The sequence below is a fragment of the Rhodococcus sp. B7740 genome, from assembly GCF_000954115.1.
GTDB lineage: Bacteria > Actinomycetota > Actinomycetes > Mycobacteriales > Mycobacteriaceae > Rhodococcoides.
On the sequence record NZ_CP010797.1, the window covers coordinates 4,270,232 to 4,294,283 of the forward strand.

A 24,052-nucleotide genomic window follows, 5' to 3' on the forward strand; every position below is an offset into this window, starting at 1 on the left:
TACGTCTGACCGGTGCAAGGGTCCATTGACGCGAACGGGGTAGGCGCGAACCAGGGCGGGCGGGTGAACGGACCCATCCCGAACAGCAAGAAGCCCCCGTGACATGTCACGGGGGCTTCTCTGGCGGAGGATAGGGGATTTGAACCCCTGAGGGCGTTAACCCAACCCGCGTTCCAGGCGAGCGCCATAGGCCACTAGGCGAATCCTCCGTGGGGGAGCTTACCCGGTTACCCCCACCATCTCCCAAATCGGGAGGCGCGAAGGGTGGTGATGTGTTGCCCGACGGGAGGCGGCTACACTTCCTAACGGATCCCGCGCGGCGCGCATCCTGTGAACTCCCCCAGGGCCGGAAGGCAGCAAGGGTCAATGGGCTCTGCCGGGTGCGCGGGGTCCCCTTTATTCAGTGGCAGCAACACTGTCCGGGGAACCCAGTCACCGAGAGGCCGCTCCGCATGTCAGCGCAAACCCAGTTGGGTCTGATGAACCATGAGGAGCTTGCCTCCGAGCACGAGCGGCAGAGCGCGAAGTACACGCAGCTCAAGACCGAGAATCTGAAGCTGGATCTCACCCGCGGCAAGCCGTCACCCGAGCAGCTCGATCTCGCTACCGAGCTGTTGACGCTCCCGGGCGCGGACTACAAGGACGGCAACGGCACCGATTGCCGCAACTACGGTGGGCTCGCGGGCCTGCCGGAACTGCGCGCCATCTTCGGTGAACTGCTCGGCATCCCGGTGAAGAACCTGCTGGCCGGCAACAATGCCAGCCTCGAGATCATGCAGGACCTCGTCGTCTGGGCGCTGCTGCACGGTCTGCCCGACTCCCCGCGGGCCTGGTCGGCCGAGCCGAACGTGCGCTTCCTGTGCCCGGCTCCCGGCTACGACCGGCACTTCGCGATCACCGAGAGCTTCGGCATCGAGATGATCCCTGTTCCCATGGGACCCGACGGCCCCGACGTGCACGAGATCGCCAACCTGGTGGCGTCGGACCCGCAGATCAAGGGCATGTGGGTGGTGCCGAACTACGCGAACCCCACCGGTGCCGTCTACTCCGAGGAAGTTGTGCGAGCGCTGGCCACGATGCCCACGGCTGCGCCGGACTTCCGACTGTTCTGGGACAACGCCTACGCGGTCCATCCGTTGACCGAGGAGTTCGCGCCGTCGTACGACGTGCTCGGCATGGCGGCCGAGGCAGGCTTCCCCAACCGCGCGTTCGTGTTCGCGTCGACGTCGAAGGTCACGTTCGCCGGTGCGGGCGTCAGCTTCTTCGGCAGTTCCGAGGAGAACCTCGCCTGGTACCAGAAGCATCTCGGCAAGAAGAGCATCGGGCCGGACAAGCTGAACCAGCTGCGGCACCTGCGTTTCTTCGGTGACGCCGCCGGCGTGCGGGCCCACATGGCCAAGCATCGCGAGATCCTGGCCCCGAAGTTCGCTCTGGTGCAGCAGATCCTCGAAGACCGTCTCGGTGCGTCGAAGATCGCGTCGTGGACCGAACCCAAGGGCGGCTACTTCATCAGCCTCGACGTGCTCGAGGGCACAGCCGCTCGGTCGATCGCGCTGGCCAAGGATGCCGGAATCGCGCTGACGGCCGCCGGCTCGGCCTTCCCGTACGGAAAAGATCCGGAAGACAAGAACATTCGCCTCGCCCCGAGCTTCCCGTCGCTCGGTGAGCTGGAGAAGTCGATGGACGGAGTCGCGACCTGCGTACTGCTGGCCGCGACCGAGAAGCTCCTCGAAAGCTAGTGGTGTGGTTATGCGCCTCAGGGGGCGCATAACCACACCACTGCGCGTAGCGCACTAGTGCCCGACGACAACCGCACCTTCGGGAGCCGACGGTAGCGGTCCCTTCTTCAGCAGCGTGGCCGAGAGCACTGCGCCGAGCAGGAAGATTCCCGACGCCCACCAGAACGTGGTGGTGTAGCTGGCGATCTCGGCGTTGGCCTGCAGCAGACCCGCGTCGGTTGCCGTAGCCATGTTGGAGCTGACGTAGCTGGTGGCGGCGTTGGCAGCCACTGTGCTCAGGAGCGCCGTGCCGATCGAACCGCCCACCTGCTGCATTGTGTTCACCGTTGCCGATGCGACGCCGGAGTCGTCCGGGTCGACGCCCGAGATCGCGCCCTGCATGGCCGGTGCCATGGTGGCCCCGAGTCCGAGGCCCATGATGACCAGGCCGGGCAGGATGTGCGTGACGTAGCTGCTGTCGATGTCGATCTGCGTCAGCAGTCCCATTCCGACCGAGGCCACGATCAGGCCGGTCGTCATCAGGATGCGCGGCCCGAAGCGGGGGAGGATCAGCGCCGTCGACAGTGTCGCGGTGAGGATCAGCGACGCGATCATCGGCATGAACGCGAACCCGGTGGTGATGGGTGTGTACTTCAGGGTGTTCTGCAGGTAGTAGGTCAGGAACAGGAATACCGCGAACATGCCTGCGCCGGTGACGAATACGGCCAGGAACGATCCCGCACGGGTGCGATCGAGGACGATGCGCAGCGGCAACAGGGGGTGCTCGACGCGCATCTGGATGGTCACGAACACCGCGAGCAGAACGACACCAGCGGCGAGGAATCCGAGGGTGACCGAGTTGCTCCAGCCGTCGGACTCGGCGTGTGCGAAGCCGTAGACGATGGAGAACAGTGCAGCCGAGACCGCCAGGGTGCCGGGGATGTCGAGCTTCGGCCGGACGTCGACCTTGTGCTTGGCCAGGAACAGGAACCCGCCGACGAAGGCGAGTGCAGCGAAGATCAGGTTGACGTACAGGCTCCAGCGCCAGTTGGCCCATTCGGTGAGCATGCCGCCGAGCAGCAGGCCGAGTGCGCCGCCGCCGCCTGCGATGGCACCGAAGATGCCGAATGCCTTGGCGCGTTCCTTGGTGTCGGTGAAGGTGGTGGCCAACAACGACAGGGCGGCGGGGGCCAGTAGTGCGCCGAAGAGACCCTGACCGGCGCGAGCCGCGACGAGCATGCCGAAGTTGACGGCCGCGCCGCCCACCGCCGACATCAACGCGAAGCCGACGAGGCCGATGAGGAAGGTGTTGCGGCGACCGAAGAGGTCGCTGAGCCGTCCGCCGAGCAGCAGCAGGCTGCCGAACGCGAGGGCGTATGCGGTGACGACCCAGGAGCGATCGGCGTTGTCGAAGCCCAGGTCGAGCTGGGCAGCGGGGAGTGCGATGTTCACGATGGTCGCGTCGAGCACGACCATGAGCTGGGCCAGGCCGAGCGTGGCGAGAATCAGCCATCGATTCCTATGCGCACGTTCGTCCGCCGGTGTCGTGGTCGACGTCGCGTCGCCCACGTTCTCCGATGAAAGGGTGGTCATGGTGTCCTCGGTTCGACTATGCGGAGGTGTATCCTCCGGTTGTAGAACAAGGTAGCAGCGAAGTGGAGGACTGTCCTCCGCTTATCGGGTGAAACGGACATCGAATGAGTGTGAGAGCCGACACATCGGCAGCGAAGCCCCTCCGTGCGGACGCCGAACGCAACCGTCGACGCATCGTGGACGCGGCGCGCGAACTGTTCGCCTCACGCGGAATCGACATCACACTCGACGACGTCGCTGCCCACGCCAAAGTAGGCGTCGGAACCGTCTACCGACGGTTCTCCTGCAAGGAAGAGTTGATCGACGGCGTCTTCGAGCAGCGACTCGAAGATATGCTCGCGACCGCGGAGCGCGCACTCGAGGCCGAGGATCCGTGGGAGGGGCTGGTGCAGTTCCTGGCCGAGGTGTGCGAGGGGATGTCCTCCGACAGGGGACTCGGTGAGGTCGTCCTCGGCTCGGACGAAGGCTGTCGCGGCATCGCTCGGGTTCGTTCGCGTATCGATCCGTTCTTCGAGAAGATCGTCGAGCGAGCGCTCGCGTCCGGGCAGCTGAGGTCCGATATCGCGGTCAACGACTTCTATCCGGTGCTCGGCATGATCGGCGCGAGCGTCGAATTCTCCAGCGCCGTCGATGCGACCAACTGGCGTCGCTACTTCACCGTCCTGCTCGATGGTCTGCGGGGCGACGGTGTCCCGCGCTCGGCGCTTCCAGGGCGTCCCTTCACCAGCGACGAGGTCGACATGGCCAAGACGGCGATGCATCGTCGTCGACGCTGAGTGAACTGGGTCCACGTCACGAAACCCTTTGCGTTGTGCGATCGATCACGTAGGGTCCCTAACGGAATTGAGTGCTACCCGATGTATCGCTTACTCGGGAGCTGGGGATCGACGTTGGGGGATTCGAGTTGCGTTCGACGCGTGTCATTTTTTCGGCAGTAGCGGTATCCGCGGTGCTCATCGGTATGACCAATCCGATTGCATCTGCAGCCCCGGGCTCCGGATCGTCGACGGGTTCCACCGTCGAATCGGACTTCTACGTACCGCCGAGCCCGCTGCCCGCAGGCTCCCCGGGTGACGTGATCCGGTCCGAGCCGTCGCATCTCGCTCTGTCGGTCCCCGGAATCGGTGGCCCTCTGCCCGGCGCGGCAACGCGAATCATGTACCGCAGCACCGACTCCAACGATGCGGCCAATGCCGTCACGGGCACCTACATCGATCCTGCCGCACCGTGGACCGGGCCGGGCCCGCGTCCGCTCGTCGTCCTCGCTCCAGGAACCCAGGGCCAGGGCGATCAGTGCGCGCCATCGAAGATGCTCAACAACGTCATCACCTACACCCCGCCGCTCGGCTTCATGGTCGAGTACGAGGTACTCGCCGCATACTCCCTGCTGTCGCAGGGATACGGCGTCGTCATCACCGACTACGAAGGCCTCGGCACTCCCGGTGCGCACACCTACGTCAACCGCGCCTCGGAAGCGCACGCTGTGCTCGACGCCGCCCGCGCAGCGCAGAACCTGCAGGGCACCAAGATCTCCGCGGACGGTCCGGTCGCGGCGTACGGCTACTCGCAGGGCGGCGGAGCAGCGGCTGCTGCCGCGGAGATCGCCGGAGAGTACGCACCGGAGATCGACCTCGTCGGCACCTATGCGGGCGCACCCCCGGCGGATCTGAAGGCGACCCTCGAGCAGGTCGACGGCACCATCCTGACCGGCGTGATCGGCTACACCCTCAACGGTCTGCTCAATTCCGATCCCGGTCTGCAGCCGATCGTCGATGAGAACATCAACGACGCAGGCAAGGCCATGCTGAACCTGGTCGCGAATCAGTGTGTGGGAGAAACGATTCTGAACGTCGGGCTGCACCGTACCAACGAGTACACCAAGACCGGCGAGCCGCTCTCGGTTGTACTGGACCGGCTGCCCATCGCCGCAGACATCCTGGCCAAGAACAAGATCGGTGAACGCACGCCCAACGCTCCGGTGCTGATCCAGTCCGGTACGTCCGACGACATCGTGCCTCACGGACAGGCCGTCGGGCTGGCCGGTGACTGGTGCGGCAAGGGTGCCACCGTGCAGCTGAGTGCCGCGCAGGTACCCGCAATCGTGCCGGGTTCCGGTGCCGGACACCTGATTCCGGACCTCCTCGGTCTCGGCGAGGCGCAGAACTGGATCAAGGATCGGTTCTACGGAGTGCCCGCTCCGTCCAACTGCTGATCTGCCGAAGTACGGCCCGCGCGGGTCAGCGCGGGCCGTACATGATCACCGCCACACCGATCAGTGCGATCGACGACCCGGCGATGTCCCAGCGATCGGGTCGAAAGCCGTCGGCCACCATCGCCCACAGCAGTGATCCCGCAACGAACACACCGCCGTATGCCGCCAGGATCCGACCGAAATTGGCGTCGGGCTGCAGCGTCGCCACGAAACCGTAGGCACCGAGGGCGATCACGCCCGCTCCCGCCCAGAGCCATCCGCGATGTTCGCGGACCCCCTGCCACACCAGCCACGCCCCGCCGATCTCGAACACGGCCGCAACCCCGAACAGCATGACCGACTTCACAATGCTCATGCGACAAAGGCTCCCACAGCCCCGACCTGGTGTAGAAAGATGCCTTTGGGGGTACAGGCCTATAGGCCCCGCGTCGAGGGCCGAGTCGGTAGAGGTGAGTTTCACATGCGGGACAGTTACACGGAGACGCTCGATTCCTTGGCGTCGAACCTGTCCGAAATGTCGAGAATCGCCGAAAAGGCAATGGTCGACGCCACCCGTGCACTGCTGACCGCCGATATCGTCATGGCCGAGCAGACCATCGAATACCGCGAGGAGATCGATACCCTCGCCGCCGAGTGGGAGCACGGAGCATTCGGCTTCCTGGCCCTGCAGGCACCGGTCGCCCACGATCTACGACGCGTCGTCTCCGGGATCAACATCGTCGCCGACCTACAGCGGATGGGCGGGCTCGCCGTCCACGTCGCAGAGCTGGCTCGCCGCCGCCATCCCGCGCACGTACTTCCGCCCGAGGTCGAGGGAGTGTTCGAGGAGATGGGCCGGGTTGCCGTCGCCCAGGCAGCGGCCACCCAACGCGTGCTGGAAACCCGAGACGCCGAACTCGCAGCCGACCTCCGGATTCAGGACGAGGAGATGGACGCGCTGCACCGCAGCCTGTTCATGCTGACCTCCGCACCCGATTGGCCGCACGGTGTGCCGGCCGCAGTGGACATCACGCTGCTCGGACGCTTCTACGAGCGATACTCGGACCACACTGTCGAGGTCGCCAAACGCGTCATCTTCCTGGTGACCGGCGATCGCCCCACCGATGAGTCATAGTCTGCGCGAACGGCTCGAAGATGGCAGGATCGGCACGATGAAACGTGACGTCTCTGCGTACCTCGATGTCGACGTGACCGAGGCCAGCACCCTCGAGTTCCAGATCGCAATCGCACCTCATCCGGGAACCGATGTGTGGGAAGCACTCTCGTTCACACTTGACGGTCAACCGATCGAGGCGCAGGAGATCAGCGGCGCTCACGGCACCCGCATCCACAAGATCCACGCCGACGTCGGCAAGCTCGAGGCGTCGTATTCGGCAACCATCTACGGCAACACCGAGCCTGCTCCGGTCTCCGACTACGACCTCTCGCTCTACCTGCGGCCGAGTCGATACTCCGAAGCGGACAAGTTCTTCGGTTTCGCGGCAACGGAATTCGGTTCCTACCCGCCGTCGGAGAAGCTGCTCGCGGAGGTCTCGTCCTGGGTCGGTGCCCGTCTGAGCTACGTCCCGGGCAGCAGCGACCCCATCGACGGCGCGGTCGACACCCTCCTCGCCGGAGCCGGAGTCTGCCGCGACTACACCCACCTCGTGGTGGCCCTGCTGCGTGCGGTCAACGTCCCCGCTCGCCTGGTCGCGGTGTACGCACCGGGCTGCGATCCCATGGACTTCCACGCGGTCGCCGAAGCATTCGTCGAAGGCCAATGGCGAGTGGTGGACGCGACGTGCCTCGCACCGCGATCGACCCTGGTGCGCATCGCCACCGGACGCGACGCATCCGACACTGCCTTCCTCGACAACCACGGTGGATCGATCATCCTCAACAGCGCCGTCGTCGGAGCCGTCGTCGACGGACCATTGCCCTTCGACGACATCACCCAACTGGTGTCGATCACCTGATCGCGCCGAGTCGGGCCGCGTTAGGCTGCGGCCGTGCGAATCTCTTTGCGGCGTGGTGGGGTGCGAACCGACGGGGTCGTCATTGGCGTGATCGTCGCCGTTGGAACAGTTGCCGCAGGTCTCACCCACCAGCCGATGGTGCAGTCAGGATCGGGCTATCTCAGTGAGCCTGTCGAATACCCCGTCGATATTCCTGGGTGCGAATCCGTGGAGCCGCCCGAGGAAGAGCAGTTCTACAGTGTGCTGACCACGGGCCAGGAGGATTACGACAACCCCGCCTACCCGTGGTTGACGTCCAAAAAGGCGAACGCGATGTCGATCGCAGTGCGCGAAGCCCTTCCCTCGCAGGTTTCCCTCGTTGCCGGTTCGACGTTCTGGTCCGGCGACGATCCGCTGGTCTTTCAGCCGGCTGCCCGAGCGGACGGGGTATTCGACCCCGGCACCACCGCGGACGGGGTGGTCACTCGCGACGGCGTCGAAGGTTCGGTGACGGTCAATGTCACCCGCGTGGACGATGGGCCCAAGCCATGCCAGGCCGGCTGGCTCGACGCTCGCGAAACTCTGCCCGACGGAACCGTCGTCGACATTCGGGACACCTGGGATGAATTCGACGGTGACCGCTCCCACTCCAATATCGTGCGTGTGTATGCACGCGATGGTTCCGTCGTCGTAGCGGCGTCATCGGACCGGAACGCGGACTACGAATCCACCGGTACCGTGCCACTGTCGATCGATGAGTTGCGCAGGATTGCGCTGCGGCCCGAACTGCTCTGGTCCGCACTCGTTCCCGATGGAATTCCCCCGCTCCCGATGTCGTGTGACACCAATTCCGAAGGCGCAGGGCAGTTCTCGTCTCAGGCAGTCGATCGCCTCAATGCCTCGCTGGACGACTTCTGGCAATCGGCCGGGATTCCGGTGGAACTCGACAGACCGCTGGGCTCGATGCGGACGTCCCCATCGGGATCGGCCGGCGCGTGCGGAGCCGTGATGGTCGGCGACGGCACCCTGATGATCAGAGTGATCGACGCGGACTACGAGCCGTCCCCGAATCCCTCGGGTGCGGTGACATTGGCGGACGGCTCGCAATTTCGTGACGACTACCCGGGTGCGAGCGGAATGACCCTCGACGGCGACCCGATCGACGACATCACGTTGGTCAAACCGTCGGGCACCCGAGTGGACGTGCAGATTGCAGCAGCACAAACCCTTGTGGACCGACCCCTTCTGCAGGCGATTGCGTTGACTGTGGCAGGGTCTGTCGACTGACATCGGCGTTCGTCGCGATCGTGCAGACGGACAGATGGATGAACTCGTCCGGATCATAGTGAGCGTCGGTGATGTCTGTCGGATATGACCAGGTGCCCCGAGACTGTTCCCTAGGGCGCTCTCGCACGACGGTTCGACCGAAGATAGGGAACTCGTCCGATGTGTGGACGGTGCGGCGGAGCAAGAGTGGGTTCCATGTACCCCACCTATGATGTTCTGGCCGATCATGAACGCCGTGTTGCCGATTCGCTGCGAGCGTACGACCGCCGGGTGCGCAGCCGCGCACAGAACGATCGCAGGCCACGAGCGCGGCGTAGTTTGTTGGCGTGGCTCGCACTCTGATCGGACGGGATGCCGAACTCGCGGCGCTCGAACAGGTCGTCGCCGACGCTGCCCGCGGTGCACCTGCCGCGGTCGTCGTGTCCGGTGACGCCGGTGTCGGCAAAACGCGGCTGCTGGCAGAACTGCGGCGCAATGCGGAAGCACGCGGAACTCGGGTACTGGTCGGGCGGTGCTTGGACCTCGGTGAGGTCGGTATTCCGTACCTCGCGTTCACCGAATTGTTCGGTCCACTCCCGCACACCACCCGGTCCGAACTGTTCGATGCTGCCCTCGTCGCACTGACTGCAGCTGGGACCGACCGCCCGGCGCTCCTCATCGTCGAGGATGCGCACTGGGCGGACACCTCCACCCGTGAGCTCATGACATTCCTGCTGTCGAGACTCGCGAAAACGCATGTGTCCTTGGTGATCTCGTATCGTAGCGACGATCTGCATCGCAAACACCCACTCCGGCAGTCGCTCTCCGAGTGGACACGTCTGAGCTACGTCCGTCGAGTCGGCTTGACGCCTCTCGATGTCGAATCGTCGTATCGCCTCCTCGATTCGCTTCCGGCAGCGACGCATGTGGCATCCCGGGACGCCATCGTGGAGCGATCGGGCGGCAATCCATTTTTCATCGAAGAACTCGTCTCTGCCGGCCAGCGTCCCGGATCGTCGATACCGCCGGGCCTTGCCGAGCTACTGCTGGTCCGGCTCGACGCCTTGTCGCCCGAGGCGAAGTCGGTAGCCGAAACGATGGCGGTGGGTGGCCCCCGCGTCGCGCACGAGGTTCTGGCTGAGGTCACCGGTCTTGACGACGACCGGCTCGAAGACGTGATCCGCGAAATCGTCGACGCCCGGCTCGTGGAGACCACCGACTTCTATTACGTCTTCCGGCACGCGCTCCTGGCCGACGCCATCTACGACGACGTCCTGCCCGGCCGTCGTGCGAGGTTGCACGCTTCTTTCGTCGATACGCTCACCGAACACCGGCATCGTGGTGCCGCCGCGGACCTGGCTCGACACGCAGGATTGGCCCACGATCTGCCGAAGGCGTTCGGAGCCCACGTCGACGCGGGCCGCGAGGCGATGACGCTGGCTGCTCCCGCTGAGGCCATGGCTCACCTCGCCGCCGCACTGGAACTGCGACAGCCGCAATGGGAGCCGACGGAAACGGCGCTGGTGCTGGAATACGCGTCGGCGTCGACGGCGGCAGGGCAAGACCAGCGGGCGCTCTCGGTCGTCCGAGCCGAACTGGAACGGGGTGGGGATGCGCTGACGATCCCCGAGCGACTCGACTTGTTGCATGCCGAGGCGGCATCGGCTCTGGCGATCGAACGAGAGGATGCGGCCCTGGCGGCCGTCGAGCACGCTTTGATCATCGCGGCCTCGGAGGAATTCGCTTCATGGAGAGTGCACTTGACCGGTCTCGGTGCTCGGATAACCGAGGCGTTGGGCCGGGAGGATCAGTCGCTCGCCTGGGCCGAGGAGTCCGTACGTATCGCAGAATCCCTCGGCGACCCGGGGCTGTCGGCAGATGCACGAATCACCCTGGCGCGCTTACACAGACGCCACAACGACCCCGCGGCGTCGCGCACGCTCCTCATACGCACCGCTGCGCTCGCACGGCAAAGCGGTGACATCGGGAATCTGTTGCGCAGCAAGTTCAATCTCGGGATGGTCGAATTCGATGACGGAGATTTCGTATCGGCTCAGGAGTCGTTCGAGGAGGCCGTCGAGATCGCCCGATCCGCCGGCCGCCAATGGACACCCTACGGCGTCGGGGCGCGTGTCCAGTTGGCGAACGTGCGGTACTACTCGGGTGATTGGGCCCTGGCCCTTACCGACCTGGCTCGGATCGAATCGGACGCAGCACCTTTGGGTTCGGCCGAGCAGCTGTGTGCAGGGTTTCAGATTCGCGCCGCAATCGGGGACGAGGAACTCGCGTCCGACATCGAACGTGTTCGACCCTTCGAATCTCAGGATGGTTTCATCACCATTCTGACGAGCACAGCTGTTGCCTATACAGCGTTGTGCAACGGGCGGTTCGGCGAAGTGATCACATCCCTCGAAGCCGCTGTCGCCACCGTGGGCGCGCAATGGCACAACCCATGGTTCGGGGGACGCATCCGATTGTCGGTACTGGCGATGGAAGCGGCGCGCCGCGGGTCGACCGTCATCGGAACCCAGGCCGCACTGGAGATCGGATCACGACTGCACGCCGACATCGAACGCACCGCGAGTTCCAGCCCGTCCTACGGTTGGGAGTCGACTGCGTGGATACTGCGGGGCGAGGCCGAGTTGGGTCACCTGCGTCTCAACTGCGGATACGGGCATGCTGCCTCGGTAGTGGCGGCATGGCGTGCGGCCGTGGACGCGTTCGCAATTCAGCCGTTCGAGCGTGCCCGTGCCCTGCAGTCGCTCTCCGAAGCCCTCGAGGCGGCCGGGGACCGGTCGGCAGCCGCACACGCGGCCGATCAGGCCATCGCGATCTACGACCGACTCGGGGTCACCGTGAGACTCGGCGATGCGCGTCGTCCCCTGGGCACCGACCTGTTGACTCGTCGCGAGTGGGACGTTCTCGAACTCCTCGGCGAGGGATACACCAACAAACAGATCGCCGAGCGGCTCGTGATCAGCGTCAAGACCGTCAGCGTGCACGTGTCGAACGTGCTGACCAAACTCGGAGCCCGGAACCGCACGGAAGCAGCGCGCTTCGCGAAAGGGTGAACGAGACGTCCGGAGCTTCTTCGGACAAGGGAGAGCGCATGAAACTGAACCGGATCTGTTGCGGCCCCGGCCACGGATCGACATCCACCGTGGCAGGATCGAGGCCATGTCTCGCACACTGCACCTCGTCGGCGATCCCGAGGCCGATGCACTGCTCGCCGAGGATCCGTTCGCGCTGTTGATCGGCATGTTGCTCGATCAACAGGTACCGATGGAGTCGGCGTTCGCAGGCCCCAAGAAGCTCGTCGACCGTCTCGGCGACCTGAAAGTCGACACCGTCGCCGACGCCGATCCCGAGGAATTCGCGGCCCTGTGCGCGCAGACCCCGGCCGTCCATCGGTTCCCGGGTTCGATGGCCAAGCGCATCCAAGGGCTGGCGGCGTTCCTGGTCGAGAACTACGACGGAAAGCCGCAGGAGATCTGGACTCGCGACGATCCCAACGGTGCCGAAGTGCTGAAACGACTCAAGGCCCTCCCTGGCTACGGCGATCAGAAGGCCCGCATCTTTCTCGCGCTGCTCGGTAAGCAGATGGGCGTCACGCCCGACGGCTGGCGCAAGGCCGCCGGACCGTACGGTGACGACGGAGCGCGTCGATCCATCGCCGACGTGGTGGACGAGAAGTCGTTGCTCGAGGTGCGCGAGTTCAAGAAGGCGGCGAAAGCGGCAGCCAAGAACAAATAAGTCTGTCGGTGTCGGTCGTTACAGTGACCAGAACTTTCACCGGGGGGCGAGATGACCGACAGTATCGGGACGTACGAGGGCTGGCTGGCGTCTCTCGACGAGGACGCGCTGACCGATCTGCTGCACCGTCGGCCGGACGTGGCGACCGACCCACCACCGCGCTCGTTCGGCTTGCTCGCGCAGTTGCTCGGAGCCCCGTCTCGGGTGTCGATGCTGCCGCGTCGACTCGACAGCGGTGCGCTCGCTCTCCTCGAATTGTTCGCGCTGATGGGCGATCTGAGCCGCGCGGAGATCGGGCACTGGGCGAGTGAGGGGTCGATCAACGAGACACCACACATCGATGCAGCTCTGGCCACACTGACGGCCCACGGGTTGATCTGGCCGAATTCCTCACTCGGCGCAGGCACCGTCGAATACTCACCCGTCGACCTGTCCGGGGTGTTCTCGCATCCGTTCGGACTGGCCCGCAGGCAGCGAAAGCTGTTCCTGCACTGCGCAGTCGAGCAGGACAGGGCGGCTGTGCTTGCGCTCCTCGGTATCGACCCGGCGCTCGATCGAGTGGCGCGCGCGGACTCCGTTGCCACTGCCATGACGCCCGAACGTATCCGCGAACTGTTCGACGGCGGGCCGGAGGAGATGCGAGAGATGTTGTCTCGCTTCGTCGATGGCAAGCCGGTGTCACTGATCTTCGATGTTCCTCCGACTGCAGGCGCGGCCGCATTCGAGCGGGGATTGTTGTATCGACTCGACGGGCATCGCGTCGAGATGCCGTTGGAGGTGAGCATCGCCCTGCGAGGGGAGCGGTGGCGTCTGCCCATCGAGCTCACGCCGCCGACATTCGACACCCGAGTGCTCTCGCACGACGACGTGCGGCGCACACGTTCGATCGCCCTGCTGCAGTTCTGCGAACACACGCAGGCGTTGCTGACGGCCATCGACGCCGACGGCCTGACGACGATGAAGACCGGTGGCATCAGTGCCAAGGGGATTCGGTCGCTGACGAGCAGGCTGGGATTCGCCGACGAACACGACACCGCGTTGATGCTGATGCTGGCACGCGAAGCCGGACTGCTGGCCGAACGCGGGAAGACCGGAATCGCGTTGACCTCGGCGTACGAGACGTGGTCCACGAGCACGCGGGCCGAACAGGCGGCCACATTGCTGACCGCGTGGTGGAGTTCACCCTTCACTCCCACCCACCGAGTGCCCCGTGCGTCGCAGAAGACCGTTCCCGTCCTCAAGAAGATGCTCGACGACCCGGCCGCAGCGGACCTGCGTGCGACGGCGCTGACGGCTCTGCTGCGATACGAGGACGCCGACACGCCGGCGACGGTCCTGCATGGTTCGGAGGATTTTGCCCGAGACCTGGACTGGCACATCCCGGTCGTCTCGACCAGCGCCGGGCCCGGTCACGTGCACGCGCTGTGGCTCGAGGCCGGTCGACTCGGGATACTGGCCGACGGTGCGCCGACCGATCTGTGCCGCACCCTCACCGAGTTCCCTGCGGGTCGAGACGGCGACCCTCGCGAGATCCGCGCGGCTCTGACAGCACAGTTGCAGGACATGGCCGGGTGGGTTCCGTTCTCCGTTCGGCTGTTGCCCGATTCCACGGCGGTGGTGACCGGACCACCCAGTACCGAGGTGGCGTCGATACTCGGCGCGGCCGCGCAGCCCGAGTCGAGGGACGTCGCATCGGTCTGGCGTTTCACCCCGGCGACCATCCGGGGTTTCTTCGACACCGGCGGCACCGGCGAGGAGTTGATCGATGCGTTGACCGCGATGGCCGACACCGAGGTCCCTCAGGCACTGGACTACACGATCCGAGACTGCTGGCGCAGCTACGGCGCACTGGCCGTGAGGAGGATCCCGTGCGCGATCGTCTCCGAGGACGTCGTGCTGCTGACGAACATCGAGACCGACGAGTCACTGGCCGTGCTGCAGTTCCAGCGCCTCGCTCCCACCGTCCTGGTCAGTTCGGCCACGCCCATCGACACCATCGCCGTGCTTCGCAGGCACGGATACTCCCCGGTGCGGCACGCCGACACCGGGCAACTCCAACTCGACAGCGCGCCTCGAATCCGCGCGGGGGAGACTCGGGAGACCCATCGTGCCGTCCACCCGCCACGGCACCGCCGCGAACCACGCGAGCTCGCGCGGCTCCTGCTTGCCGGCGGCGACGGAGCCGTCGACGAGGCACGAGTGCGGTCTGCACTCGATTCACACAGCCGGTTGCTGCCGCGTGAGCTGGATCTGTTGACCGACGCCGCAGCGCGCGGCACACCCGTCTCCATCGACTACCAGAACTCCAGAGGAGCCATCGTTCGGCACGCGATCTCGGATGCGCTGCAGGACGGCCACTGGCTGCACGCGCTCTCGGAATCGACCGGCAGCCGCGAGAGCTTCGCCATCATGAACATCAGAGCGGTGTCCACCGGTCCACAATGACCGGCGATGCAACTGTGTCCGTGGTCGCCGGTACCCTTTCGGGCGTGGCCCTCTACCGGAAGTACCGTCCCGCGACGTTCGCCGAGGTCGTCGGTCAGGAGCACGTCACCGAGCCGATCAGCGTGGCGTTGGACAGCAACAGAATCAATCACGCGTACCTGTTCTCCGGGCCGCGTGGCTGCGGAAAGACCTCCTCGGCGCGCATCCTCGCCCGATCGCTGAACTGCGCCGAGGGTCCGACGTCGACCCCCTGCGGCGTGTGCAACTCCTGCGTCGCCCTCGCACCGGGCGGACCCGGCAACTTCGACGTCGTCGAGATGGACGCGGCCAGCCACGGTGGCGTCGACGATGCGCGAGATCTGCGAGACAAGGCCGTGTACGCCCCGGCCGAATCGCGCTACGTCATCTTCATCATCGACGAGGCACACATGGTGACCCCGGCGGGCTTCAACGCGCTGCTCAAGGTCGTCGAGGAGCCACCAGAGCACCTCGTCTTCATCTTCGCCACCACCGAGCCCGAGAAGGTGCTCCCCACCATCCGCTCGCGTACCCACCACTACCCGTTCCGGCTCCTCGCGCCGTCGACGATGCGCGGTCTGCTCGAGAAGATCTGTGGCCAGGAACAGGTTCCGGTCGAGGATGCGGTCTACCCGCTGGTCATCCGCGCCGGCGGAGGTTCGCCCCGTGACTCGCTCAGCGTCATGGATCAGCTCCTGGCCGGAGCCGGACCCGAGGGCGTCACGTACCCGCGCGCACTCTCGCTTCTCGGCGTCACCGACGTCGCACTGATCGACGAAGCGGTCGACGCGTTGGCCGCGGGCGACGGCGGCGCACTGTTCGGCACCGTCGACAAGGTGATGGACGCGGGCCACGACCCACGCCGCTTCGCCATCGACCTCCTCGATCGCATGCGAGATCTGATCCTGATGAAGGCCGTGCCCGACGCCGGAGAACGCGGTCTGGTCGACGTTCCCGGCGACGTCCTCGAGCGACTGCGTGACGAGGCCGATCTGCTCGGTTCGGCGACACTGACTCGGTACGCCGAGATCGTGCACTCGGGCCTCGGCGAGATGCGCGGTGCCACGGCCCCGCGTCTGCTGCTCGAAGTGATGTGTGCCCGAATGCTGCTGCCCTCGGCGTCCGACGCGGAATCGGCGGTGCTGCAACGACTCGAACGCGTCGAGCGCCGCCTGGACGTCACCCTTCCGGCGGGGGAGCAAGCAGCCGTCGCCCAGGCAGCCGCAGATCCGACGCGACCGCAGTTGCAACCCACCGAGGAACCCGCGCCCCCGGGTCCGGCACCGGTCACCAAGTTTCAGCGACCGTCGCAACGTCCACCGGCCGCAGAGCCGGCAGCGCCCGCACCGGCACCGGAGCCTGCACGACCCGAGCCGGCCCCGATACCCGAGCCCGCTCCCACACCCGAGCCCGCCCGAACCCCGAGCCCGCCCCCACACCCGAGCCCGCTCCCACACCCGAGCCGACGCCGGAACCGGCCCCCACGCCGGAGCCGACTCCGGAACCGGTTTCGGCATCACAGGAACCAGCCCCCGCTGCCTCGGTTTCCCACGAAGATTTTCCGCCGGAGCCCGAGGACGATTACGGCCCCGAGCCGGATCCGGTGTTCGAGTCGGAACCGGAACCCGTGGCGGCCCCCGCCGCCGTGTCGAGCGAGCCCGACGCAGCCGCGGTTCGAGCTGTGTGGTCCGAGGTGCGCACGAAGGTACGAGACCGGAGCCGGACCGTCGAGGTGATGCTCTCCGGTGCCTCGGTGCGCACCGTCGAGAACGGCACCATCACGCTCGGTCACGACTCGGCACCGCTGGCCAAGCGGCTGGAGGAACCGCGCAACGCCGATGTCATTCGCGACGCTCTGCGTGACGTCTTCGGCGTCGAATGGTCGGTGGTGTGCCTGGTCGGTGCGGCGGCACCGCCGGAACAGTCATCAGCAAAAAAAGATGAACCGGCAGCGAAACCCGCGTCGCTGCCGAAGTTCTCGAGGCCGAGCCAGGCAGGGGCTTCCCGTCCCACGTCGGACGGGTTCGGATCAGCGGGCGATGGATCCTCGGCCGGCATCGGGGCGGACGACATTCCGATGCCCGAAGCGCCGGACTATCCCGACGAGCCCGAGCCGGTAGGGCCACCGCCACCGGAGACCCCGGAGGACGAGGAAGAGCTACTCAAGGCCGCCGCCGAGCCTGCCGATCCGACGGTTCGTCGTGATCCCGAAACCGTCGCGATGGAGCTGCTGGTCAGCGAACTGGGAGCGGTACCGCTCAAGGAGGCCTGATCGACGGGTGACTCAGCCGACGGTCAGGTCCTCGTTGTCGGCGAACACCAGGCGTCCACTGTCGAGCGCCACGGCCCAACGCCGTGCCACCGCCCAGTCCCGTGAGGTGGTCTCGGGTGTCTGGACACCGAAGTCCTCGACGATCGCCCCGGTCTCGTACGTGTCCTGAGCAGCTTCGTCGTCGGCGCTGGTGGTGTGAATGCGTACTTTGACGCGAGCGCCCACGGTCAATTCGTTGTTGGTTTCCATGGAGGTCTTCTTCCGCGCTCGGTAGATCTGATCTATCGGAGTGTCCCACGCTCAGGTCGTTCAAACCTGAACCTTCGCGTCGGTCATGTACAACGCTCGTTTCGGTCCTTACGCCGGATCCATCGCCCGCCCTACTGTGGCATGAGCTGAGGTCTGTCATGGCCTCGCACCGACGCGGTCGGCCGGCACGGCGACCGCAAGAAGATCGAGTATCTGGAAGGAACTGCGCGCTGTGACTACAGAGGCATTCATTTACGAGGCCATCAGGACTCCCCGAGGCAAGGGAAAGAACGGCTCCCTGCATTCGGTGAAGCCGATTTCCCTGGTGACCGGTCTGATCGACGAGCTTCGTCGACGGTTCCCCGACATGGACGAGAACCGGATCTCCGACCTCATCCTCGGCGTGGTCTCACCCGTCGGAGATCAGGGTGCCGATATTGCGCGCACGGCGGTGCTCGCAGCGAAGATGCCCGACACCGTCGGCGGCTTCCAGCTCAACCGCTTCTGCGCGTCCGGTCTCGAGGCCGTCAACCTGGCTGCACAGAAGGTGCGCTCGGGCTGGGACGAGCTCGTCATCGCCGGTGGCGTCGAGTCGATGTCGCGTGTGCCGATGGGCAGTGACGGCGGCGCGTGGGCCATGGACCCCGTCACCAACTACGACACCTATTTCGCCCCGCAGGGCATCGGTGCCGACCTCATCGCGACGATCGAGGGGTTCAGCCGCGAGGACGTCGACGCATATGCAGTCCAGTCGCAGGAGCGCGCCGCCGCAGCGTGGTCGGGCGGCTACTTCGCCAAGTCCGTGGTTCCGGTCACCGACCAGAACGGCCTGCTCATCCTCGATCAGGACGAGCACATGCGTCCGGGTAGCACCGTGGAATCGCTCGGCAAGCTGAACCCGGCCTTCACCGGTATCGCGGCCATGGGCGGATTCGACGATGTGGCGCTGCAGAAGTACCACTGGGTCGAGAAGATCGATCACGTGCACACCGGCGGAAACAGCTCCGGCATCGTCGACGGCGCAGCACTCGTCCTCGTCGGCAGCGAGCAGGCCGGTAAGGATCTGAACCTGGTTCCGAGGGCGCGCATCGTCGCGACCGCCACCAGTGGTGCCGATACGACCATCATGCTGACCGGGCCCACCCCGGCGTCGAAGAAGGTTCTCGCGACCGCGGGCCTGACCGTCGACGACATCGATCTCTTCGAGCTCAACGAGGCGTTCGCCTCCGTGGTGCTGCGCTTCCAGAAGGATCTGAACATCCCGAACGAGAAGCTCAACGTCAACGGTGGTGCCATCGCCATGGGCCACCCGCTGGGAGCGACCGGAGCGATGATCACCGGCACCGTGCTGGACGAGCTCGAGCGCCGCGGCGGCCGGTACGCCTTGATCACCCTGTGCATCGGCGGCGGCATGGGCGTCGCCACCATCATCGAGCGAGTCTGAGGTATTACGATGTCTGACAACATGATTCAGTGGGACCAGGACGCCGACGGTATCGTCGTTCTGACGATGGACGACCCCAACCAGGGCGCCAACACGATGAACCAGCTGTACAAGGATTCGATGGGAGCGACCGTCGACCGCCTCGAGGCCGAGGTCGACTCCATCACCGGCGTCGTGATCACCTCCGCCAAGAAGACGTTCTTCGCCGGCGGCGATCTGCACACGCTCATCGCTGCCAAGCCCGAGGACGCTCAGCAAGTGTTCGACGAGGTGCAGGAAGTCAAGGGCCAGCTGCGTCGTATCGAGAAGCTCGGCAAGCCGGTCGTGTCCGCCATCAACGGCGCCGCACTCGGCGGCGGACTCGAGATCGCGCTCGCGACTCATCACCGCATCGCGGCCGATGTTCCCGGCGTCCAGATCGGTCTTCCCGAGGTGTCCCTCGGCCTGCTGCCCGGCGGCGGCGGCGTCGCCCGCATCACGCGACTTCTCGGCATCCAGACCGGCTTCATGACCGTGCTCGCGCAGGGCACCCGGTTCCGTCCGGCGAAGGCACTCGAGATCGGTCTGATTCACGAGTTGGTCGGCAGCATCGACGAATTGGTGCCCACCGCCAAGGCCTGGATCAAGGCCAACCCCGAGGGTGGCGTCGCACCGTGGGATGTCAAGGGCTACAAGATCCCCGGCGGCACGCCGTCCAATCCGAAGCTCGCACAGATCCTGCCCGCATTCCCGTCCAACCTGCGCAAGCAGATCAAGGGCGCTCCGATGCCTGCACCGCGTGCGATTCTCGCGGCGGCGGTCGAAGGTGCGCAGGTCGACTTCGACAACGCGTGCACCATCGAGTCGCGGTACTTCACCGAGTTGGTCACCGGCCTGGTGTCCAAGAACATGATTCAGGCGTTCTTCTTCGATCTGCAGGCGATCAACGCCGGTAAGTCTCGTCCCGACGGCATCGAGAAGACCACCTTCACCAAGGTTGCGGTTCTCGGCGCAGGCATGATGGGCGCGGGCATCGCGTACGTGTGTGCCAAGGCCGGAATCGACGTGGTACTCAAGGACGTTGCTCTCGAGGCGGCGCAGAAGGGCAAGGCGTACTCCGAGGCCATCGAAGCCAAGGCACTCTCGCGTGGCAAGACCACCCAGGAGAAGTCCGACGCTCTGCTCGCGCGGATCCACCCGACGGCCGACGCCAAGGACGTCGAAGGTGCCGACCTCGTCATCGAGGCCGTCTTCGAGTCGGAAGAGTTGAAGCAGAAGGTGTTCCAGGAGATCGAGGACCTCGTCGATCCGACGGCGTTGCTCGGTTCCAACACCTCGACGCTGCCCATCACGAGCCTCGCTCAGGGCATCAAGCGTCAGGAAGACTTCATCGGAATCCACTTCTTCTCACCCGTCGACAAGATGCCGCTGGTGGAGATCATTCGCGGCGAGAAGACGTCGGATGCGGCCTTGGCCAAGGCATTCGACCTGGTGCAGATCATCAAGAAGACCCCGATCGTCGTCAACGACAGCCGCGGCTTCTTCACCTCGCGTGTGATCGGCACGTTCATCAACGAGGCCATTGCGATGCTGGGCGAGGGCGTCGAGCCGTCGACCATCGAGCAGGCCGGTCTGCAGGCCGGTTACCCGGCTGCGCCGCTTCAGCTCTCGGACGAGCTGACGCTCAACCTGATGCAGAAGATCCGCAAGGAAACCTACGACGCCCTCATCGCCGCGGGTCAGACTCCTCCCGAGGATCCGGCCGGTGCCGTCATCGACAAGATGGTCGACGAGTTCGAGCGTCCGTCGAAGGCCAAGGGTGCGGGCTTCTACGAGTACGAGGACGGCAAGCGCACCGGACTGTGGCCCGGACTGCGTGATGCGTTCAAGTCGGGTTCGGCGGACATCCCGTTCGAGGACCTCAAGGAACGCATGCTGTTCATCGAGGCCATCGAGACGCAGAAGTGCTTCGACGAGGGTGTGCTGAACACCACCGCCGACGCCAACATCGGCTCGATCTTCGGCATCGGCTTCCCTGCCTGGACCGGAGGCGTGCACCAGTACGTCGTCGGCTACCCGGGAGGTCAGGCCGGATTCGTCACTCGTGCAGACGAATTGGCGAAGAAGTACGGCGATCGCTTCCAGGTTCCTGCCTCGCTGCGCTAGTGCCGAGGCAGTGGTGCGATCGAGTGCCCCCGGTGGCACATAACCGCACCACTGCCGAAGGCATCTACCCGCGATGCGCGATCAACCTCTCGGCGCCGTCTGTGAATTGTTGCTTCATCAATTCGCAGGCGGCGTCGATGTCGTTTCGAACGAGTGCCTCGATGAGTTCCTCGTGGTTGCGGACGGCCGCTCGGCCCCAGTCACGATCGGTGGCATAGAGCCGGGTGGGTGTGTAGCGGGTGGCGTTGTTGAGAAACCACGCCAGTTTCGCCGAGTCGGCGAGTCGGTTGAGGACGCGGTGGAACTCGAACTCGCAGTTCTCGACATCCTCCGGCCTGCCGTTCTCGACGGCCACGGACAGCAGTGCGGTGAGTTCGGCGAGTCGGTCGAGTTCGGCCTCGGTGATCTTCGGTGCTGCGCGGCGCACCAGTTCGACGGCGATCTGGCCCTGCAACCAGAAGATGTCGACGATGTCGTTCGGCGTCAGCGGCGAAACCTTGTAGCCGCGATGCGGGACGAGTTCGACGATGCCCTCACCCCGCAGCGTCAGCAGTGCCTCGCGGACGGGAGTGACGCTGACACCGAGTTCTGCGGCGGTCTCGTCGAGTCGGATGAAGTCGCCCGGACTCACTTCGCCGGACATGACGAGGTGCCGGACGTGGCTGGCCACCTCCTCCGACAGCTGCGGCCGTCGGCGCAGAACCGATGCTCGACGCTTGTCCACCATTCCGAAAGCCAATCACACGGCGGGCTTAGCGCGAAGGAGGACCTGCGCGACCGGTTCGACGACTCGGGCCGCGATGGGCCCCAGGATTGCCATCAGCAGCACGTATGCCGTCGCCAGAGCCGCGAGTTCGCCCTCCACCGCGCCTGCGGCCACGGCCAGTCCGGCGATGACGATGGAGAACTCGCCCCGCGCCACCAGTGCCGCACCGGTGCGCAACCGGCCAGGTCGTCCGATTCCCTGACGGCCTGCCGCCCACCAGCCGGTCGCGACCTTCGTGGCTGTCGTGGTCACCGCGAGCACGACGGCCCAGCCGAGCACGGGTGGGATGGTCGCCGGGTCGGTGGCGAGGCCGAACACCACGAAGAACATCGCGGCGAAGAGATCGCGCAGTGGCTCGAGAACGCGGGTGGCGTTGTCGGCCGTCGATCCTGAGATGGCGATACCGAGCAGGAACGCGCCGACGGCGGCCGAGACCTGCAGTTCCGACGCGATGCCGGCCACCAGTAACGCGGATCCGAGGACCTTGAGCAGCACCACTTCGCGGTCGGGGCTGTCGAGTACTGCGGAGACGAGGTTGCCGTAGCGCAGTGCGACGACCAGCACGACGGTGAGGACGAACAGTGAGATGCCGAGCGCTTCGAGTCCGCCGAGGAAGCTCACCCCGCTGAGGACCGCGGTCAGGATCGGCAGATAGATGGCCATCGCCAGGTCTTCGAACACCAGAATCGACAGCACGACGGGGGTTTCGCGGTTTCCCAGTCGGCCCAGATCGGTGAGGACCTTGGCGATGATGCCCGAGGACGAGATGTACGTGACACCGCCCATCACCAGCGCTCCGACTCCGCCCCAGCCGAGCAGAAACGCGACCACTGCACCCGGTGCGAAGTTCAGCACGATGTCGACCAGACCGGCCATCCAGGATCGGCGCAGACCGGTGACGAGTTCGGCGGCGGTGTATTCGAGTCCGAGCAGGAGCAGCAGCAGAACGACGCCGATCTCGCTCGCGATCTCGCTGAACTCGTCGATGCCGCTGAGATTGACGATGCCGCCGTTTCCGAACGCGAGACCGCCGAGCAGATAGAACGGGATGGGGGAGACACCTATTCGACCCGCCAGACGAGCGAGTAGTCCGAGAACGAAGAACACTGCACCCAGCTCGGTGAGGGCAAGTGCGCTCTCGGCCACGGTCAGCCCCGACTGATCTCAGGCATTGCCGAGCAACTTGGCCGCTGCGTCCAGTCCGTCCGCGGTGCCGACGGCGACCAGTAGGTCACCTGCGGCCAGCGTGAAGTCGGGGGTGGGGGACGGTTGAACCTGACCGGCGCGCATGACAGCGACGACCGATACCCCGGTTTTGGTGCGCATGGCGGTGTCGCCGAGTGTGCGGCTGACGAACCGTGAGTCGGCGCGAATGGGAAGCCGACGGGTGTTGATTCCGGGAAGGTCGCGATGCTCTTCCCCGAGCTGAGCGATGAGTTGCGGCGACCCGAGCAGATTGCCCAGGGCCGCCGCTTCCTCATTGCTCAACGTGATGGATTCCTGCGTCGCATCGGGGTCGTCCTTGCGCGAGACGATCAACTCGTTCACGCCGTCCTTGCGGGTGATGACGCCTATGCGACGCCCGGAAGCGAGTGCGAAATCCTTTCGCACTCCGATTCCCGGCAGCAGGGTCACTTCGACGTTCATGGTCGAAATGCTAGCCCTGCAGGCAGCGCATTATCGAAGGATCGGGCGTGCAGCCCGACCCGTCTCGATCAGGATGCGACGGCGGCCAGGAGGGCTTCGCGCTGGTTTGCGCCGAGGCCACCGATACGGCGGGTATCGGCGATGGACAGCTGCTCGAGCAGCTGTGCGGCGCGCACGGAACCAACACCCGGCAGGGCCTTGATCAGGGCGGACACCTTGGTCTTCTTGACGATCTCGTCGTTCTCCGCCTTGGCGAGAACGTCAGCGACGCTGAGTTCGCCGGACTTGACGGATGCGAGCAGCTTCGACCGCGCAGTGCGTGCCTCGGCCGCCTTGGCCAGCGCCGCGGTGCGCTGTTCCGGTGTCAATACTGGTAAAGCCATGGCCTGTTCTCCTCGATTGTGGTGACCCGTCGCTCGTTGACAGGTCTCGACCCTCTTGCATCGTGCCTGGTGGCTCTTCCAATCTAACCGAACAACACGGCTGTCATTCCGGTCGAGCCACCGAACCTTCCCAGCCAGGCTACGTCCTATCCGATTCGGGGTGTGCCCCGACCAGCACTTCGGCCCCGTGTCGGCTCTCGAAGGGCG

18 protein-coding genes, 1 tRNA gene, 1 other RNA gene and 1 pseudogene are annotated in these 24,052 nt (G+C 65.5%); 13 read left to right on the top strand and 8 right to left on the bottom strand.

All coding sequences use genetic code 11. The features are described from left to right. Nucleotides 1-121 precede the first annotated feature (121 nt). Nucleotides 122-209 (bottom strand) — tRNA-Ser (locus NY08_RS19820). Between the two features lie 95 nt (nt 210-304). Here NY08_RS19820 and ffs point away from each other — a divergent pair. Both ffs and NY08_RS19825 read left to right on the top strand, forming a co-directional pair. Beyond that, nucleotides 305-399, top strand: an RNA gene (gene ffs, locus NY08_RS25670) — signal recognition particle sRNA small type. 53 nt (nt 400-452) lie between these two features. Further along, nucleotides 453-1,739 carry an aminotransferase class I/II-fold pyridoxal phosphate-dependent enzyme gene (locus NY08_RS19825; RefSeq protein WP_045198291.1) on the top strand — a complete coding sequence of 429 codons (1,287 nt, stop codon included), beginning with the start codon at nt 453-455 and terminating at the stop codon, nt 1,737-1,739. Between the two features lie 54 nt (nt 1,740-1,793). Here the strand turns inward: NY08_RS19825 and NY08_RS19830 are convergent, their stop codons facing one another. Continuing rightward, nucleotides 1,794-3,311: a DHA2 family efflux MFS transporter permease subunit gene (locus NY08_RS19830; RefSeq protein ID WP_045198293.1), complete on the bottom strand. Its 1,518-nt coding sequence runs from the start codon at nt 3,309-3,311 to the stop codon at nt 1,794-1,796. Nucleotides 3,312-3,415: 104 nt separating this feature from the next. Between NY08_RS19830 and NY08_RS19835 the strand changes: the two genes are divergently transcribed. Together NY08_RS19835 and NY08_RS19840 are read left to right on the top strand one after the other, a co-directional pair. Further along, on the top strand, nt 3,416-4,087 hold the full coding sequence (locus NY08_RS19835) for a TetR/AcrR family transcriptional regulator (protein WP_032395315.1): 672 nt from the start codon (nt 3,416-3,418) through the stop codon (nt 4,085-4,087). 185 nt (nt 4,088-4,272) lie between these two features. Beyond that, nucleotides 4,273-5,523 carry a lipase family protein gene (locus NY08_RS19840; RefSeq protein WP_045200830.1) on the top strand — a complete coding sequence of 417 codons (1,251 nt, stop codon included), beginning with the start codon at nt 4,273-4,275 and terminating at the stop codon, nt 5,521-5,523. A gap of 25 nt (nt 5,524-5,548) precedes the next feature. On the opposite strand, the gene NY08_RS19845 is transcribed toward NY08_RS19840, so the two are convergent. Then, nucleotides 5,549-5,878 carry a YnfA family protein gene (locus NY08_RS19845; RefSeq protein ID WP_045198295.1) on the bottom strand — a complete coding sequence of 110 codons (330 nt, stop codon included), beginning with the start codon at nt 5,876-5,878 and terminating at the stop codon, nt 5,549-5,551. 105 nt (nt 5,879-5,983) lie between these two features. On the opposite strand from NY08_RS19845, the gene phoU reads away from it, so the two are divergent. The 7 genes and pseudogenes from phoU to NY08_RS19880 all read left to right on the top strand — a co-directional run bounded on the left by phoU (nt 5,984) and on the right by NY08_RS19880 (nt 17,211). Beyond that, a complete protein-coding gene (gene phoU / locus NY08_RS19850; protein ID WP_032395313.1) occupies nt 5,984-6,637 on the top strand; it encodes a phosphate signaling complex protein PhoU in 654 nt (217 codons plus the stop codon). A 37-nt stretch (nt 6,638-6,674) separates the two neighbouring features. Continuing rightward, nucleotides 6,675-7,478: a transglutaminase-like domain-containing protein gene (locus NY08_RS19855; protein ID WP_052049483.1), complete on the top strand. Its 804-nt coding sequence runs from the start codon at nt 6,675-6,677 to the stop codon at nt 7,476-7,478. Between the two features lie 33 nt (nt 7,479-7,511). Then, nucleotides 7,512-8,744: a hypothetical protein gene (locus tag NY08_RS19860; protein WP_144407402.1), complete on the top strand. Its 1,233-nt coding sequence runs from the start codon at nt 7,512-7,514 to the stop codon at nt 8,742-8,744. A 326-nt stretch (nt 8,745-9,070) separates the two neighbouring features. After that, complete coding sequence (locus NY08_RS26665) at nt 9,071-11,794, top strand: helix-turn-helix transcriptional regulator (RefSeq protein WP_045198301.1); 2,724 nt, start codon at nt 9,071-9,073, stop codon at nt 11,792-11,794. A 106-nt stretch (nt 11,795-11,900) separates the two neighbouring features. Beyond that, nucleotides 11,901-12,476 carry an HhH-GPD-type base excision DNA repair protein gene (locus NY08_RS19870; protein WP_032395311.1) on the top strand — a complete coding sequence of 192 codons (576 nt, stop codon included), beginning with the start codon at nt 11,901-11,903 and terminating at the stop codon, nt 12,474-12,476. 51 nt (nt 12,477-12,527) lie between these two features. Beyond that, nucleotides 12,528-14,921, top strand: coding sequence for a helicase-associated domain-containing protein (locus tag NY08_RS19875; RefSeq protein WP_045198304.1), 2,394 nt, complete (start codon nt 12,528-12,530; stop codon nt 14,919-14,921). Nucleotides 14,922-14,965: 44 nt separating this feature from the next. Next, nucleotides 14,966-17,211, top strand: a pseudogene (locus tag NY08_RS19880) (DNA polymerase III subunit gamma and tau). Nucleotides 17,212-17,223: 12 nt separating this feature from the next. On the opposite strand, the gene NY08_RS19885 reads toward NY08_RS19880, so the two are convergent. Beyond that, nucleotides 17,224-17,460, bottom strand: a complete 237-nt coding sequence (locus NY08_RS19885) for a hypothetical protein (protein ID WP_045198306.1) — start codon at nt 17,458-17,460, stop codon at nt 17,224-17,226. Between the two features lie 232 nt (nt 17,461-17,692). Here NY08_RS19885 and NY08_RS19890 point away from each other — a divergent pair, with 232 nt between their 5' ends. Continuing rightward, nucleotides 17,693-18,904 carry an acetyl-CoA C-acetyltransferase gene (locus NY08_RS19890; RefSeq protein ID WP_032395308.1) on the top strand — a complete coding sequence of 404 codons (1,212 nt, stop codon included), beginning with the start codon at nt 17,693-17,695 and terminating at the stop codon, nt 18,902-18,904. Nucleotides 18,905-18,913: 9 nt separating this feature from the next. Next, nucleotides 18,914-21,049, top strand: a complete 2,136-nt coding sequence (locus NY08_RS19895; RefSeq protein ID WP_032395307.1) for a 3-hydroxyacyl-CoA dehydrogenase NAD-binding domain-containing protein — start codon at nt 18,914-18,916, stop codon at nt 21,047-21,049. A 64-nt stretch (nt 21,050-21,113) separates the two neighbouring features. Here the strand turns inward: NY08_RS19895 and NY08_RS19900 are convergent, their stop codons facing one another. From NY08_RS19900 to mihF, 4 genes are all read right to left on the bottom strand, one after another. Beyond that, complete coding sequence (locus NY08_RS19900) at nt 21,114-21,776, bottom strand: GntR family transcriptional regulator (protein ID WP_045198309.1); 663 nt, start codon at nt 21,774-21,776, stop codon at nt 21,114-21,116. 12 nt (nt 21,777-21,788) lie between these two features. Next, nucleotides 21,789-22,961, bottom strand: coding sequence for a cation:proton antiporter (locus NY08_RS19905; protein ID WP_032395306.1), 1,173 nt, complete (start codon nt 22,959-22,961; stop codon nt 21,789-21,791). 18 nt (nt 22,962-22,979) lie between these two features. Next, nucleotides 22,980-23,462 (bottom strand): cation:proton antiporter regulatory subunit, encoded by a 483-nt coding sequence (locus tag NY08_RS19910; RefSeq protein WP_032395305.1) that lies wholly within the window; start codon nt 23,460-23,462, stop codon nt 22,980-22,982. Between the two features lie 68 nt (nt 23,463-23,530). Next, nucleotides 23,531-23,845, bottom strand: a complete 315-nt coding sequence (gene mihF / locus NY08_RS19915) for an integration host factor, actinobacterial type (protein WP_008712632.1) — start codon at nt 23,843-23,845, stop codon at nt 23,531-23,533. Nucleotides 23,846-24,052: the final 207 nt, after the last annotated feature.

Bases quoted from the DNA above. Each gene is read 5' to 3' on its own strand.
- NY08_RS19825 (WP_045198291.1), top strand. From the start codon at position 453: ATGTCAGCGCAAACCCAGTTGGGTCTGATGAACCATGAGGAGCTTGCC.
- NY08_RS19830 (WP_045198293.1), bottom strand. From the start codon at position 3,311: ATGACCACCCTTTCATCGGAGAACGTGGGCGACGCGACGTCGACCACG.
- NY08_RS19835 (WP_032395315.1), top strand. From the start codon at position 3,416: ATGAGTGTGAGAGCCGACACATCGGCAGCGAAGCCCCTCCGTGCGGAC.
- NY08_RS19840 (WP_045200830.1), top strand. From the start codon at position 4,273: ATGACCAATCCGATTGCATCTGCAGCCCCGGGCTCCGGATCGTCGACG.
- NY08_RS19845 (WP_045198295.1), bottom strand. From the start codon at position 5,878: ATGAGCATTGTGAAGTCGGTCATGCTGTTCGGGGTTGCGGCCGTGTTC.
- phoU (WP_032395313.1), top strand. From the start codon at position 5,984: ATGCGGGACAGTTACACGGAGACGCTCGATTCCTTGGCGTCGAACCTG.
- NY08_RS19855 (WP_052049483.1), top strand. From the start codon at position 6,675: ATGAAACGTGACGTCTCTGCGTACCTCGATGTCGACGTGACCGAGGCC.
- NY08_RS19870 (WP_032395311.1), top strand. From the start codon at position 11,901: ATGTCTCGCACACTGCACCTCGTCGGCGATCCCGAGGCCGATGCACTG.
- NY08_RS19875 (WP_045198304.1), top strand. From the start codon at position 12,528: ATGACCGACAGTATCGGGACGTACGAGGGCTGGCTGGCGTCTCTCGAC.
- NY08_RS19885 (WP_045198306.1), bottom strand. From the start codon at position 17,460: ATGGAAACCAACAACGAATTGACCGTGGGCGCTCGCGTCAAAGTACGC.
- NY08_RS19895 (WP_032395307.1), top strand. From the start codon at position 18,914: ATGTCTGACAACATGATTCAGTGGGACCAGGACGCCGACGGTATCGTC.
- NY08_RS19900 (WP_045198309.1), bottom strand. From the start codon at position 21,776: ATGGTGGACAAGCGTCGAGCATCGGTTCTGCGCCGACGGCCGCAGCTG.
- NY08_RS19910 (WP_032395305.1), bottom strand. From the start codon at position 23,462: ATGAACGTCGAAGTGACCCTGCTGCCGGGAATCGGAGTGCGAAAGGAT.
- mihF (WP_008712632.1), bottom strand. From the start codon at position 23,845: ATGGCTTTACCAGTATTGACACCGGAACAGCGCACCGCGGCGCTGGCC.